Raw genomic sequence first — 15229 nt, 5'->3', positions numbered from 1 at the left:
TCAAACAAAGGTTACGACAGATTTGCACAGGTTGCATTGTACTCTTCCCTATCTCCAAAGAAACGGGTCCACTCTGTCTCTGTCAGGTTCCGGGTTAAACGTTTACAGGTTTCCCCAATCAAGTTGTCCATCTCCACCGATACGACTTGTATCTTGTTACCACTACGGGTTAGCAATTTATCCCCGTCAATACTGAAACGCACATCCTCCACACTATACCTATGGGGAATGCGAGCAAACTCAACAATTTGCTGCAGCACCCATTCTTCCCCTTCGGCATACTTAGCAATGCCAGCAAAACTTAGGAACGTCTCCTGCTCGTCATCGTCAGTGAAGTTTTGGCTAATGGTCTGTCCCTGAAAGGCGGACAAGTTCCATACCCTCGCCATCTTGTCTGCACTGCCCGTAGCTAAATATTGACCGTCCTTGCTAAAGCTTACCGCCGTCACCTCATCATCATGAATAATCGGAGGCAGCTCCTGCTCTTGCTGGAGGTCCCAAACCCTGGCCGTCTTGTCTGCACTACCCGTTGCCAAATAGGCACCATCTTGGCTAAAGCTAACGGCATTAACAACCCCCTCATGAGGCATCCGAGTCTCTTGCCCATAGGTCTCTAAGTTCCAAACCCTGGCAATTTTGTCATCACTAGCCGTCGCCAGATACTGACTATCGGGGCTAAAGCTCAGATCATTAATAGCCCCCTCATGCACCAGACTCTCAATCTTTTGATTGTTCTTGAGATCCCATATCACAGCTATATTCTTCTTGCTGTCAGCGGCATCTCCCTCACTGTCAATAACAACAGACTGGCCGATGGCCAGGTACTGACCTTTAGGATCAAATGCAACCGCTGTAATCTCTGAAGCTTCAATGGTAATAGCAGGTGCAGAGTCGTCTTTACTCCAGTTCCAAACTCTGACTTTCCCATCAGAACCATAGGTCGACAGGTAGCTACCATCGGGACTGAAATTTACATTTGTCATATCGACTGTATGGGATAGATTAATCTGCCGATCATCTTGCAGGTTCCAAACACTGACAATCTTGTTTCCATTAGCGATCGCAAGATATCGACCATCCAGACTAAAGCTTGAATCGCCAAGGGAATCAACATCATGAACAACTTGCGTAACATTAGATTGCAGGCTCAAATCCCATACCCTGGCCGTCTTATCCGCACTGCCCGTAGCCAAAGATTGACCATCTGCACTAAAGCTTAAATTAGTAATTGCCCGGTCATGAGAGATGCGGGCCACCTCTTCATTGCGTTCTAAATCCCACACCTTTACCGTTTTATCCTCACTGCCAGTGGCGATATAACGACCATCGGGGCTAAAGCTGAAATCTGTTACATTGCCAGTATGGGCAATGCGAGCAGCCTCTATATCATTAGCAATGTCCCAAACTCGCATACTCTGAGTCCCCGTAGTGCGGGTGGCAAGATACTTGCTTCCTGGACTAAACCTAATATCTTCAACCTTGTTGTCGTGAAAAATTGCGATAGCCTGTTTACGCTGGTCTAAATCCCAAACAATGGCAGTGTTATCTTGACCGCTCACCGCTAAATATCGACCATCTGGGCTAAAGCTGACGCCTTCTACGGAACCTTGATGCTCAATACGATCAACACTTTTCGTAGCCTGCAGATCCCACAGTCTGACAACTTCGTTAGTATAACGGTTCGTCACATAGGGGCTTTTGGGACTAAATCTAATATCCTTGACATTCCCAATATGTCTAATTCTCGAATGGTTAGTGCTGTCCTGTAAATCCTGTACCCAGATTTCAGTATCACTGACGCGGTAAGCAAAGTAGCGATCATTGGGACTGAATCGCACATCATAGGCAGTCCCTATATATGGACGATCGTGCTCTTGCTTTGCTGTTTGTACATTCCAAATTGTTACTCTGTTCCCGCTGTGCAAAGTAGCAAGATATTTACCTTGGGGGCTAAAGACAACCTTTTCAACAGTATTCCCAGGAGAGAAACCACCCACTTGTTGCCCACTGTCTAAATCCCACAACGTTGCCGTATTCGCATCACTATGGGCCACCATGTACCGGCCATCGCTACCAAATTGGACATCTTTCAGATTTTTCCCTGGCAGGTCAAACCGTTGAACCTGTTTACTCTCCTGAAGTGACCAGATCACAATGCCTTGATCGCTATGATGACTAACAAAATACCGATTTTTAGGGCCAAAGCTGATTTTTTCGGAACTAAATTGTTCAATTAGCTTTTTTTCAGTCACATCCCATAGTTTTCCCATATTGTCAGAGCTACGAGTTGCTAAATAACGACCATCAGGACTGAAGCTGATCTCTTGAACCGATTCTTCAGTATTAAAAACAGACTTGCTGGGAGGCATTAAGCCTAAACTGTCATATACAATCTGACTCACCTCTCCGGTAGGCGCGTCTAGCCGTTGCAACCCCTTCATGGTGGCCGCAGCTAATAAAGTTCCCTTGTCAAATTCCTTTTGTTTAAGCTGTCTAGAACGGGCCGTTACCCCCTGGTACCTGTCAACGGCCTGCAAATTACCAATCGTATCCAGGGCTCTCTCTGTTTTTTTATATTGGGCATAGGCCACTCCGCCCGCCCCCATTGCCATGGCTAACAAGGTTCCCAATATGCTGATAGTAACCCGCTGTCGAGTATTGGTTGCCCTACGCGCTGCCACCGAGGCAGAGACATAATCAATCTGGCTCTGGGTCGGTCTGGGTTCTTTGTTAGCGTTTGATTGAATCAACCATTGGGCAGCTTCTGACAAGGAACGACCCCGCAGGAGCAAACCGCTATCCCGATTGCTTTTCTCCCACCTGACTGACTGGGTAAGCAGCGTCGTATGGGACTTCCAATGCCCTAAATCAATATCGATACTTTTTACCAGATCGAAAAATTTAGACCGAAAGTCATCCTGCTTACGAAAATGAATCCAGTTTATTTTTGCTAACTCAGGGTGTACATTGCCTGCTTCCACATCACGGCGAACAATGGGGATCAGCCGCTTGTTGCTTTTAACGGCATGATCAACCTCCTTCCGGCATACCTTAGAAGCCACCGAATCGGGACTCAAAATAAATATAAAGCTATGGGCCGCTTCAATGCCAGACTCTATCTCTTCCCACCAGTCTGCCGTCGGTGGAATATTTTGCCAATCTACCCAGGTATCGTACTTGCTACGGATTAATGCAGCATCTAGGGTGCGGACAAACTCTGTATCTTTGCGCGAGTAAGAGATAAATAAGTCAGCCATGGAGTTTACGAAGTAGATGCAAGGAATCTGATGCCTACAACGTCCTAAACAAAAGACGGCATGGCCATCAAAAACCCGTTCATATATTCATTATTTCTAGATGATTTTACAGATTTAGACAGATAAATTAGACAAAACTACAAACCCTATTTGTCACTATGTCGGCAACCCCATGATTTAAACTTCAATCCTAAGGGGGGGTTTTGTGTAAACCGAACTCGCAGCAAGCGTACTACTGGCAATATTTACATCAAAAAAGCTAAGAGTACCCACAGGGGTACTATCGCGACAACCATTCTAAGTTCCATACTAAATTTAGTGGCAAACAACACCAGTCATCGCCGGGGTTGCCCTGGGTGCATGCAGTAGCCGCTGCTATGCCCTAACAACGTTAAATACTACAAACATCTACCACATTACAATCATGCAAAAGATTCGAGGCTTAGTTTTCGGGGTTTTACTATGCACATTTTTAGTATTGAGTACCTGCAAAGTCGCCATGGCACAAGCTATATCTACAGAGTTGGATGTAGCCCTAACCAGCTTTTACGACAATCCTGAGGAACAAAAGCAAAAAGTTGATGTACTCAAGACCATTGGGTTTGATGTTTCCATACCCTTAAACGTGAAGGATTTAAGTCACGAACAGTTAGGTTCTGGCACGTTTCAAAGTGCTGACCTAGACTTTAGCGACTCAATTCCAAACGTTCCTAATACAGATGCTCGTATTGCGTTTAGTGGCCCCCTAACAACTGTCAATGGTCAACCTGCTACATCTATCCTCTATGCCGTTGTTGCAGGCAAACCCAATGAAAGCAGCTGCCCTATTTCCATTGAAGATACCCAAATCTCCTTTTTTGACAGTGAGTCTGAAGCTAACGATCGCGGCGAAAAACTTTCTAATCAAGGCTATTTAGTGTATGTCTCAGTTGATAAAAAGGCTCAGATGAAAGCATTAGAGAAAATCAACGAGCTAAATTGTCGCCCAGATGCTAGGGGCATTGTTGTTGATGGTGCGACCCAAAAGGTCACGGTTGACTTTTCTGATGTGTCCAGTCTGTTGCCCCGTCAGTTCCAACAGGCGGCTAAGAATTCGCCCTTTGTCTATTCTCCCAAGGGCCGTTCTATCTACTTAGCAAATGCTCGTAAGGTGTATTAAGCCGCCAACTTCTAAGCCTTAGGTTAGCTGTACCATAGCTCGGACAATGGGGATGTATAGGTAGCACCCCATTGTTCGAACTATGAGGGCATCGTCCACATGTCTATGGATAACTAACCTATTGATTCACCTCCCGTAAAGTAGCCGTAGCTAAACCATCATCCTTTTTCTCAGACCATGACCCTATCATTACGCTTTAAACCGGTTTCCCATAGCTGGGTAGCACTACACCCAAACCCAAAGGGCGTCATTCAATTTGTTGGCGGGGCATTCTTTGGTACCTTTGGCCCCATGGTGTTTTACCGTCATCTGTTGAACTACTTTTATGAGCAGTCTTACTCAATTGTATTATTACCCTTTGCCTTTACGTTCAATCATTATCGAGAAGCTGGCTTTTTAGCCCAGGAACAATATCGAGTGTTGCCTGAATTAGTCAGAATGGCGCTGATGAACAATTATCCCTATGAGGTTTATCTACACGAACGTAACTATGTTTGGATGGGGCATAGTGTTGGTTGCAAATATATATCTCTGCTAGAGGGCTTAAGCGCACTGCCCACAGACAAAGAGCAGCGTGATGCCTTTATCTGTGAATTGTTAAGGAGCATTCAAACTGACACCAGTTTAAGTACAACCGAAAGGCAACAGTATCCTCCCAGGAAAATCCAACGGGTCATTCAACAAATCAACATTTTGGTGGATACGCTAAAACAAGATGCGATCGCAGCCAAAAATCTAGTCGAAGCCTACATCCAAGAATATGCTGGTTCAGAGGCCACAGAAACAGCATTAGACTTTACCAATATTTTCATCCGAAATCAGCCGTCTATCTTACTAGCCCCCGACATCAGCGACACATCCAGTGCCATTCGCCCCAAAGCGCTGGCCCATCTCATCGATCGGCTAGGGCTGGGGGTAAAACCAGATCCTGCCACCACCCATGCATTAATCAAAAAGAGTAACCTTTTCAACCTATTAGGTCTCGTTTGTTTCAAGTCCGACAACATTGCGTCCGAAACCTGCCACTGGTTCACCCAGGACTTGGGCAAGCCTCCAGAACAGCATCAGAAACGTTTAACAGGTGGTCACCTCAGACCCCTGGGCATCGACATTGGCGATGTCGTTTTCAATCCATTGCTAGACCCATTAGCCACCACTACCGACAGGCGCAATCTGTTTCTAGAATCTCACATTGCCGATCTCCTAAAAGACCTAGGGTGCTTATGCCCCCTCTCCGATTAGCGGACTCCCCTACGGCGTTAGGGCCCGGGTGGGTAGATATCGGCCATGGCCTATGGGTTATTGCTCAAAGCCCTACCTACCCTAGCATCACAGGTAAGATTGCGTTGTACCATCAAACCCTAGGCATATTGCAAACTAGACGCCATCTCACATCGAACAATGAGCGTGCGTCCTTCATGGCCATGGACCTGTTCCACCATGGCAACACTCGGGTACCAAAATGTTGACCCCTGGGCATCTAGCCAATGCAAAACCGTCCAATGGTCAAATTCAAACCCAACGGCCACAACGCCAGTCCCACTAATGCCACTCCAATCTTCATTACGCTGAAGATAAAAAGTCCTAGCCACACCGGTTGCCGTTAATGGCGCTGACATTTGTTTAACAGTGCGTCCAACACGTTGATCCTGCATCCCTTTGAACACGTCAAAGCTAGGGAATACACCATGACTATGACAACGACCATACCAACTTAGGGCAAACTGCCCAGACGGTAATTTCACGCCTGAGGCAATAGCTTCATCATCTTGGAAAACTTTAAAATAAACCAGATGCTGCATGGGTAATTTTGCACTCCAAGTAACTCCAACCGTTGGGTTTAGATAGACAGGGACACCCTCCGTTCTTCTCAAAATGCCCACACTGGCCGGCAATATATCAACTAGAATTGATATATTGCCGGCATAACAAATTGGGCCGTAAAGAATAACAGATGTCGTCCCATTGCCATCCCCCAAAAACTCATGACAATGAAGGTTTCTGGGCTGAAGATCTATTTTGGTGCTGAAATCCTGCCATGCCAGGTGTCTAACAGGGGCCATTTTACCCCTGTCGTAAACGCCTTATCCTATTCAGGAAGCAACCTTACCCATTACCCTATCACCGACTGTTTTAGCATCGGCAAAGCCAACAGTATTGGCCTTTGCTAGCAACGCAGCCTCATTCGGCAGCTTAAGATTGGTCGCTAACTTTAGGGACTCAAGCACTTTAATAAACGCAAAGGTAGGATCTATAAGCTTCACCACCGCCCCATTTTTAAGGGTGATGCCATGGCGAACGGACACCTGAAACGCATGATGCATGTTGTGCCAACCTTCACCCAGGGTGAGAAAGGCAACTAGCCCATTGTTTCGACTTTGGTCACCGGTGGCAAAAGGCTGATCGCCCATGAGGTGACTCAGGGAATTCACGGTTTGCACCCCATGGAATAACAGCGTCGTACTCAGGAAAAAGGCACCAAGATATTCGACACCCCCCATCCCATAGGAGATGAGGCCAAGCAAAACCAAAGGAACAAAATGTAAACGGTCAATCACTCGCAACACCATATCCTTCTCGACATCTAGCGGCAGCTTCGCAGGAAAGAATCGAGTAGACAACAGCCACATGCCCTGGGACCACAGAAATCCTTTAGCACCCTTGGATGGAGTATACGGAGAATGGCCATCCAACTCTTGATCCGCATATCGGTGGTGAGATAGGTGATGGGCCTTCCACCAGCTTGGCCCCATTTGCCCAGCCGCTGTGCCCACAATACAGCCCAACCAAAGAAAAGGGGCAGGAGCTTTATAACTTTTATGGGTGAGCAAGCGATGATAGATGGCGGTTGTCGCCAGCATACGAATTAGATATAGCCAAACCGCCCATAAAATCGCGCCCAAACTCAAGCCCGTAGCAAAAACAAGCAACGAGCCCACATGGCTAACGATAATTAGAATTGGACCGATGACATAAGAAATTTTTGTAGCTAGAGAATATTTTCCCATTATCGTCCTAAAGAATACTTAAATTACTTACTAAAAAGTTGTCAAAATCCAATATCACCTAACCATTGATATCAAAGCATTAGACATTAACTGGAAGACATCCAGAATGATTTAGACACACTAAATAGATAAATATCTAATGGTTACAAGCTCTGAAATTTGTTCTAAAACTCGTCTTAGATTCAACCTTTAAACGCAATATCTAAAAGACTGGCCCTAGATTCAACCTTTAAACGCAATATCTAAAAGACTGGCCTTAGATTGAAGGCTGGTTGACTGACAAAACTCTCGAAACCCTTGTTCTGCAATAGGTTTGGTTAGCACTAGCGTAACCCAATGAAACTGTTTCTAGTGTTGGGCTTCACGTTGTTCTACCCAACCCACATCAAAAAACTGTGTCAGTCAAGGGAGTGTGTTCAACCGAAATAGATAACTACATCACCAATACATCACTAAGAACTTGATTTTATTATTAGAACAATAGTGATGTCTCCAGATAGAATCAGGGATTGTGCTGATAATGCCTAAAGCCGAATCAACAATAGGCTCAATCTTCTACAGTCAATCTTGTTAAATGGTAATAGCGTTGCTAAAAAACGTTAGATCAAGTAATTAACCCATTGAATTAACATTTTCAATAATAATGCATTGTCATCACCATTTAAAAGAATATTTTCCCAGAGATTACCCTTAAAACCTCAAAAATATGCAGTTTAAAGATCAGGCTAGGGCTAGCTAAATATACGTATTATTCAGCCTCAAATCACTGGCTTGCAAGTTTTTTTGATATTGCCATTTAGGGATTAAACAATACCTTCTAAATTTCGTAAATCCGCTGTTTCTACTAAATAGTTGTTTGATATAGCTCAATCAAACAATATTTCTTGAATAACTACTTTTCGGTATGATTTTAGCTGTCAGACCCAGGTGGTTTGTCTTTTTTTACGGCTGACATCCAAACCTATCCCATCGACCCATGGGGCAATTAAGACAAATTGCGCGGTGGAGTTGGATCACCCTTATACAACTTTTGTTCCAAATCTCCTAGCCATAGCCATAACGCCCCTGCCAACAAAGGTACTGCGGTCAAACTAGCCCCCGCCCACCAGGGTATGGTCCACGGGCTGACCACCAGCAACGGTACCAACGACCAAATCGCAGCACTCAACACGATAGCGCCCTTACGAATCGCTTGAATCCGCTTCAACGCTGGTCCACAGCTGCCACAGTGTTTGGTATGGGACCCATACCGGTCCATCAACATATCTATGGATTGTTCTGGCGGCAGGGGCTCACCCTCAAACGGATTTGCCTCAAAATCGCTAATCCACTTGCGAAATGCCACCACATAGCGATCTGCCTGGGTGGGCAAGTAACAACTCTGGGCATAGGGTCGATGTTGTTCTTTCTCCAACAATCGCTCTTGAAGATGCAAAAAGATTTGATCGTCTTCCAACACCCGGTTGTTGCCAACATGGCTAAACCACCGGGGGGTACGTTTGATAAAAAATGCTGGCAACTTTGACGAAAACTTAAACGGAAACCTTGCAAATAGGCGACATTCTCCTTTTCGCATTGGCGTTGCATAGACCACCGTCAGCGTTCGGCCAAACTGTTTCGATGTGAGGTCGTGATACATCAGAGCGGGCGCCACAAATGTCGTATGCTGCGTGCCTAGGGCACCCTTGCGCGGCCCCTCTGGCCAAACCCCTTGAAAACCCTGCTTCCCCGATGAAACGACGTCCATCTGCATGGGGGCTGCATTTTCTCGCTTGCCGACCGTTTTGTGGTGTGTGTAGGGAATATGGCTAGCATCCAGCACATTTTCCAACAGCGTTAGCGCATCGTAGGGCAAATCTCGAAATGTATTGAGCATGACCCAGCCATCGGGTTCTGCCACCACGGGGTCAATGATGGGCACCTCCACCCGCGCCGCATTCTCTGGCTTGCCAGGATATACAAATAGCAGCCCCTGGCGCACATCCGTGGGCATCGATGCCACACAGGCTCGATTCGAGCGATGGGCCTCTCCCTGGGGGGGCTGCTGGGGAATGTGCTCACACAAGCCTTCTCCAGAAAATGCCCAGCCATGGTATGGGCATTCTAACTGCCCCGCTTCGTTAATGCGACCTTCCGAAAGGGGGGCCAGGCGATGGGGACACTGGTCCGCTAGCACCCGCCAGGTCTTGGCTGTGGGCTCCCACCAAATCACCACATCCTGCCCCAGTAGGGTAAATCGGGTTGGCTTAGCTTTATCTAAGTCTTCGACATAGTGCACCGGATACCAAGCTTCAAACCAGTCAAACCGTTGTGGGTCGGGGCCACCTGCTGCGAGGGGGACAGAACTTTTGGCTAGGCGTTCGGGATGGGTGGCCGTCATTGGGTCAAATAATCATGGCGTACTCATCCTCCATTTTGTTACAAAACTTAAATAATTGCACCCCATTAGCCGTAGGCCGCTTTTTTGTCGGTGTTTAACGCTTGCTTACTGGCATTTTTTGACAATCGTTAAGGGGATATTTACTGAACCGAGGGGGCGTTGAACCGTGAAGACGCGATCGCACTGTGGAAATCGATCCTGGGGATGGGGCAGGCCACCATACTTATTGCGGGGATAGGCCACATAGTAAAACGGCTTTTGAATCTCCTCATAGGGCACATCCTTGAGTTTATGGCCCCGATCTAACACGAGGGTTTCATCGGCAAAAGGGCGAATGCTACCGGAAGGCGCATGGAACAACACCAAAGTTTTCTCATCCACCTGGCCATTCACCCACTCAATGGCCTCTCGCACACTCACCCCCCAGTAATCAGTCTCAAAGTCTGTTGCCAGCCGTTCACTGCGGGCAATGGAATTGAAATATACATATTCGTAGGGATGGAGCCGGACTAAATCGATGGTCACCGAACCATAGGCCATAACCAACAGGGTGATGAACGACGTTCGCCAAAAGCGATGGGAAATATGGTTTAAAAACCATGCCAACCCCAGCACCGCAAACACGGCAACGGCAGGTAAAACAAACAAAAACTGGCGTTCGGCATTGTAAATGGTGGAGCGTTTCACAATGCCGACCACGGGCAATGCCCATAGCTGCAGGATTAACCAAATGGTCAAACTTTGTTGCAATGGGGTTAATCGCAACCATGACCGGAGTTGGGTCCCTAGCCCCACACTGGCCAACAACAACGTAATTAAGGGCGTCGTAATGCCAAACCACACCGGCAGATAAAACCAGGGGGGTTGGGGCGGCAGCTTTTGGCCAAAGGTGAGGGTAACCCCTTCCCAGGTGTGGCTAGATAAATAGGCAATTGTTTCCACAAACCATCCCATGGGGTTGCCCCAAGCAACCGGGCTAAGGAGGGTGGTCACGGTGGCCCAGGCTGCGATCGCAACCCCATAGGACAGTAAACAACGACGCCCCAGCCCTATGGGTGAGGGGGTGCTAGATGTCTCTTGTGTCCTGGCCCCATAGCCAACGGCCAAAAGAATCACCTGGCAAAACACCCCGTAGCCTAAAACAACAAAGCCACCAGCCCGAATACAGGTTAACAATCCGGCCAAGGCACCAAATACCAGGGATTTTCTCAAAAAAACAACACTCCCGCCACGGGCGTTGTCCCGCTGGGGATCGGCCAATTCCGCCGTAAACCGAGCCCCCACATAGCTCACCACCGTAAACAAAGCCGCAAAGGGAATATCCTTCGGATTAAAAAAAGAATGGCCCCAAAAGCGCGGTGCCAGCGCCAAAACGACCACGGCAACAGGCGCGAACGACCACCGCAGCAGGTCTTTAGTAAACAACGCCACCCCCACATAGGCAAGGCCACTAAACACATAGGTAACCAAATGCTTAGACACATAAATATCCCCATTGGCTAACCCTTGGGAAATCAATTGCTCAACGGGCTGAACGCCAGTCTGTATAACTTGAGTCAGCAGGAAAACGCCCATGCTCACCAAATTAAAAAAGAGACCGTAGTATTCTAAATCCGAAGAAATTTCTTCAGTAGGATTGGCACTCCCAATGGCATCCAGATGCCACATCACCATATTAATTTCCAGGGTTTCATCCGTAGACACACCATGGTGGTGGTATATCAAACAGCCCAATGCTAAAAGCGCTAGCAACAAGGCTCCAGTCACCTGACGCCCCGTCAATTTAGGCAATCGAACCTTTTTCACAGTAGCGTTCTCCCAATTTACCCAGCCCATTCCAGTGTAAAGAGTCAAGGTGATAACTAAAATCATCCCGCAGGAACGCCACCATACAAAATAGCTCCAACCAACATCGGGCACCAGACCCTAGTTGATTGGAGCTATTGGCTAAAACCAACGCCACAAGATGTCGCCCGTGGTTAGCTCATAGTCATAGAAATAACAGTTTCCACAGTTTGTTGGGGCGCAGCGGTCAACAGGAAGTCCCCTGTATTCATCGCATTACGAGGGCCACTCCAGGGCTCCATGCAGTAAAAGTTTTTACCTTTTACTGTCCAAAAAACAAGCGTTGAATAGTTCTCGTCATAGGAAATAGTTAGCGTGCTATCCCCATCCTTAACCGTGGCTGTTTGACCTTCCAAATTAATAAAGGCAAAATCGATTTCTTCTTGGTCAAAGTCAAACTTACCGTTAAAGGCAAATACCTCTTTTCCACCTTTAATTTTGTAGTCAGTAGACGGTATATCAAACACCAATTTCGTTTTATCTGCCACCTGAAAATAGGGATGGGTACCCGTAGAAAACGGCATGGTTTTCTCCGACAGATTGGTGTGTCGGAAACGCTGTTCTAGGGTATTACCTTTAAGGGTATATATATAATCTAGCTGAAAATCAAAGGGATAAACGGCGCGGGTCTCTTCACTACTCTTGAGGGTAATTGTAATACTAGCGCCATCCTCAGTAGACTGCTGGGTTACTTCCCAGGGCAGGGTGCGACCAAAGCCATGTTGCTTCATGGGGTAGGTTTCCCCCTTAAAGCTATAGGCGTCGTCTACGAGGTTGCCACAGATGGGAAATAGCAGCGGAATCCCTCCACGCACAGACAAACTAGGGTCCTTGAAGCGTTCTGCATCTAAATAGAACACCTCCTTGCCATTGATCTTCCAACTAGTCACAATACCGCCCCGTTCCGGTACTACGGACACCTGAGAATCGCCATCGGCCAAAATATAGGCCAAATGCTGCTGGTTTTCAGTCGTAATCGTGCTCATTTAATACTTCCTTTAGGGCGTTGCTGTTAAAACCCTGCCATAGGATAGTCGTTTCCCTATGCAATGTGGGACACCACCATGGAATCTTTACGGTTCCTACGATGCCTTCTATTTTCTTACGCTACCGTTCCTGATTTTTCAGAGCAATAGCCATACTATTTTTAGAGATCCGCCACCAAAAAATCGGCTATCTGCCTAGAAAGTCGCGCCCCATATCGACAATCAAATCAAGTTTCTTAACACAATACATCTTCCCACTTGCCAAAATCATGATTAGTATATTTGTATTGCTTGATATGTGGAGACAGTGGCAATGGGTATCCGAAACAGCTATGAAAATGGTGTGTTCAGCTGGGTAGACCTAATGACCAGCGAACAGGAAGCGGCAAAGCAGTTCTACGCAGAACTATTTGGTTGGACCTTTAAGGACAAGCCAACGGATATGGGGGGCGTCTACTCCATGGCCTATAAAGGCGATCGCTCGGTGGCGGCCATCTCCGCCATTCCCCCCACCATGGACATGCCCCCGAGCTGGCAAAGCTACATCACCGTCAAAGATTTAGACACCACCGTACAAAGCTGTCAGGAGAACGGCGCCACCATTGAAATGGCCCCTTTTGATGTTATGCAAGCGGGTCGGATGGCCATAATTAAGGATCCCACTGGGGCCGTGGTCAGTCTCTGGCAGGCCACGGAGCACATTGGTGCGGAACGGGTTAATGAGGTCAACACCTTTTGTTGGACAGAGTTGCAAACCAGAGGGGCAGAGAGGGCCGCAGAATTCTACAAATCTGTTTTTGGTTGGGAGCTAGAGGTGGATGAAGCACCACCGAACTACATCAGCGCCAGTGTGAAGGGACATATGAACTGCGGCATGTTTGATATGGCTAAAGCCCCGATGCCCGACAATGTTCCTCCTAGGTGGGTGGTGTATTTTAATGTGGCAGATTTGGATGCGTCGTTAGCTGTGGTAAATCGACTGGGTGGCAGCGTTTTAATGGACCCCATGGACATTGAACCGGGTCGCTTTACGACCATTTTGGATCCCCAGGGAGCTGTGGTCGTTTTGATGCAGGTCAATACCCCCGATGATTAACAGCAGCGCTGAGTGGTCTTATCATGCAAGACCACTCAGTTCAGAAAACAACTTTCGGCAAGCTCGATAATTAAAATCTGGCTAAGACCAGCTCGCCAGACCCCTTAAAATAATCGTCTCAGCTGAGCGGCTAAACGTAGGTAAACTGATATGCGTTGGCCAAGTTCAGGCTAGCCGCATTTACATTTTGAACCAGGCCAATGAGATCGCCAGCAACGTGGATACCTGCCCCAGCCAAACCATTGATGGATACATTCGAGAGTTTGTAGGATGCGGCACTGCCCAGCAATTGGATTTTGTCTGCAGCCTCACCAAAGACATCGTAAACATCAAAGTCTCGGATCAGGGCATAGTCAGCATTGCCCCGATCGTTATAGAACACGCGGCCATACTGGCCCAGCACAAAGGTATCCCGATCGCCATAGCTACCGCTCGTTAAAATGTCCCGTTCCCCCGTTCCTTGGGAGACATAGGTGGTGCCATTAATCGTGTCGTTGCCCCAGCCGCCAATCAGAATGTCACTCCCGGCACCACCAGCCATCACGTCATCCCCACTATCGCCGACCACATAGTCATTGCCAGTGCCACCATAGACCCTGTCGTTACCGGCTCCTCCATAGACGCTGTCATTACCTGCCCCTGCATAAATAATGTCATTGCCGGTCCCCCCATAAATAATGTCATTGCCGCCCAGGGCAAAAATTGAGTCGTTCCCGCCCAGACCAAGCAGGACATTGCCAATGTTGTTGCCGGTGATGCTGTCACTGCCACTGCCACCAAAGGCATTTTCAATGGTTACTCCGTAGGCAATGGCCAAATTGCTCAACGCATTGCTGACACCGTTGAGGGAACCAATGGAACTGAAACGCCCAGCCCCCAGATTGATGATAGAACGCCGGGTTTGGTTAGAGGCATTAATGGTGTCATTGCCCCCTCCATCCCAAATGGTTTCAATAAAGGTTTCATTGCGCCCCCAACTATAGGTATTGTTGCCTGCATTGTGGCTCCAGTTGGCACCATATAGGGCCTGAATGGCCGCAATGTCGTACAGGCCCAAGGTGCTGGGGCTAACCCCACGCATATAGGGGTGGGGATTGTACGACATCACCGTATATTGTTGATTGTCTTGCCACTGGCCAAGCACCTGGCCATCTATGCCTTGATTGTTTTGTTCACTAGCAATAGGGTAACGGGTGTCAGCGTTAATCCCCACAGTCACGTCATTAAAACCACCCACGGCATGGCCTAGCTCATGAATCCATAGCCAACGCCCTAGGGAACCGGAGCTAAAATCAGCCTCGTCTTTGTCAATCAGAACAATAGACCCATTTGAATTTGGGATGGTAGCTTGACCGCCGATGGGGTCAAAGGTACCGTCACGATCTACATCAGCAAAGATATCAACATAGCCTAAGGCGTGTGCACATAAATAAACACCCGTCACCCAATGATGACTGCCCATTTGGGTAAGGTGGGTGACGGGTGCCAATCAACTCGG

Annotated in this window: 10 protein-coding genes; 3 read left to right on the top strand and 7 right to left on the bottom strand. The window is 47.6% G+C overall.

Translation table 11 applies throughout. The features are described 5' to 3' along the window. Nucleotides 1-11: 11 nt before the first annotated feature. Nucleotides 12-3257, bottom strand: a complete 3246-nt coding sequence (locus IXB28_RS09315) for a toll/interleukin-1 receptor domain-containing protein (protein ID WP_215618307.1) — start codon at nucleotides 3255-3257, stop codon at nucleotides 12-14. Between the two features lie 499 nt (nucleotides 3258-3756). Between IXB28_RS09315 and IXB28_RS09310 the strand changes: the two genes are divergently transcribed. Together IXB28_RS09310 and IXB28_RS09305 are read left to right on the top strand one after the other, a co-directional pair. Further along, nucleotides 3757-4416: a hypothetical protein gene (locus IXB28_RS09310; protein ID WP_215618306.1), complete on the top strand. Its 660-nt coding sequence runs from the start codon at nucleotides 3757-3759 to the stop codon at nucleotides 4414-4416. Nucleotides 4417-4593: 177 nt separating this feature from the next. Further along, nucleotides 4594-5658, top strand: a complete 1065-nt coding sequence (locus IXB28_RS09305) for a DUF1350 family protein (protein ID WP_215618305.1) — start codon at nucleotides 4594-4596, stop codon at nucleotides 5656-5658. 119 nt (nucleotides 5659-5777) lie between these two features. On the opposite strand, the gene IXB28_RS09300 is transcribed toward IXB28_RS09305, so the two are convergent. From IXB28_RS09300 to IXB28_RS09280, 5 genes are all read right to left on the bottom strand, one after another. After that, nucleotides 5778-6218, bottom strand: a complete 441-nt coding sequence (locus tag IXB28_RS09300) for a hypothetical protein (protein WP_215618304.1) — start codon at nucleotides 6216-6218, stop codon at nucleotides 5778-5780. Between the two features lie 291 nt (nucleotides 6219-6509). After that, complete coding sequence (locus IXB28_RS09295; protein WP_215618303.1) at nucleotides 6510-7424, bottom strand: acyl-CoA desaturase; 915 nt, start codon at nucleotides 7422-7424, stop codon at nucleotides 6510-6512. Nucleotides 7425-8409: 985 nt separating this feature from the next. Next, on the bottom strand, nucleotides 8410-9804 hold the full coding sequence (locus IXB28_RS09290; RefSeq protein WP_215618302.1) for an aromatic ring-hydroxylating dioxygenase subunit alpha: 1395 nt from the start codon (nucleotides 9802-9804) through the stop codon (nucleotides 8410-8412). A 105-nt stretch (nucleotides 9805-9909) separates the two neighbouring features. Continuing rightward, complete coding sequence (locus IXB28_RS09285) at nucleotides 9910-11610, bottom strand: hypothetical protein (protein ID WP_215618301.1); 1701 nt, start codon at nucleotides 11608-11610, stop codon at nucleotides 9910-9912. Between the two features lie 173 nt (nucleotides 11611-11783). Continuing rightward, nucleotides 11784-12635, bottom strand: a complete 852-nt coding sequence (locus IXB28_RS09280; RefSeq protein WP_215618300.1) for an aldose epimerase family protein — start codon at nucleotides 12633-12635, stop codon at nucleotides 11784-11786. A 313-nt stretch (nucleotides 12636-12948) separates the two neighbouring features. On the opposite strand from IXB28_RS09280, the gene IXB28_RS09275 reads away from it, so the two are divergent. Further along, nucleotides 12949-13731, top strand: coding sequence for a VOC family protein (locus IXB28_RS09275; RefSeq protein ID WP_215618299.1), 783 nt, complete (start codon nucleotides 12949-12951; stop codon nucleotides 13729-13731). A gap of 130 nt (nucleotides 13732-13861) precedes the next feature. On the opposite strand, the gene IXB28_RS09270 is transcribed toward IXB28_RS09275, so the two are convergent. Then, the gene (locus IXB28_RS09270; protein WP_215618298.1) at nucleotides 13862-15193 is read right to left on the bottom strand and encodes a M10 family metallopeptidase C-terminal domain-containing protein; all 1332 of its coding nucleotides are present in this window, start codon (nucleotides 15191-15193) and stop codon (nucleotides 13862-13864) included. Nucleotides 15194-15229: the final 36 nt, after the last annotated feature.

Source organism: Leptothoe kymatousa TAU-MAC 1615 (genome assembly GCF_018739865.1).
GTDB lineage: Bacteria > Cyanobacteriota > Cyanobacteriia > Phormidesmidales > Phormidesmidaceae > Leptothoe > Leptothoe kymatousa.
The sequence above is the reverse complement of the archived record's forward strand: the minus strand, read 5'-3'. Positions and strand labels throughout refer to the sequence as shown.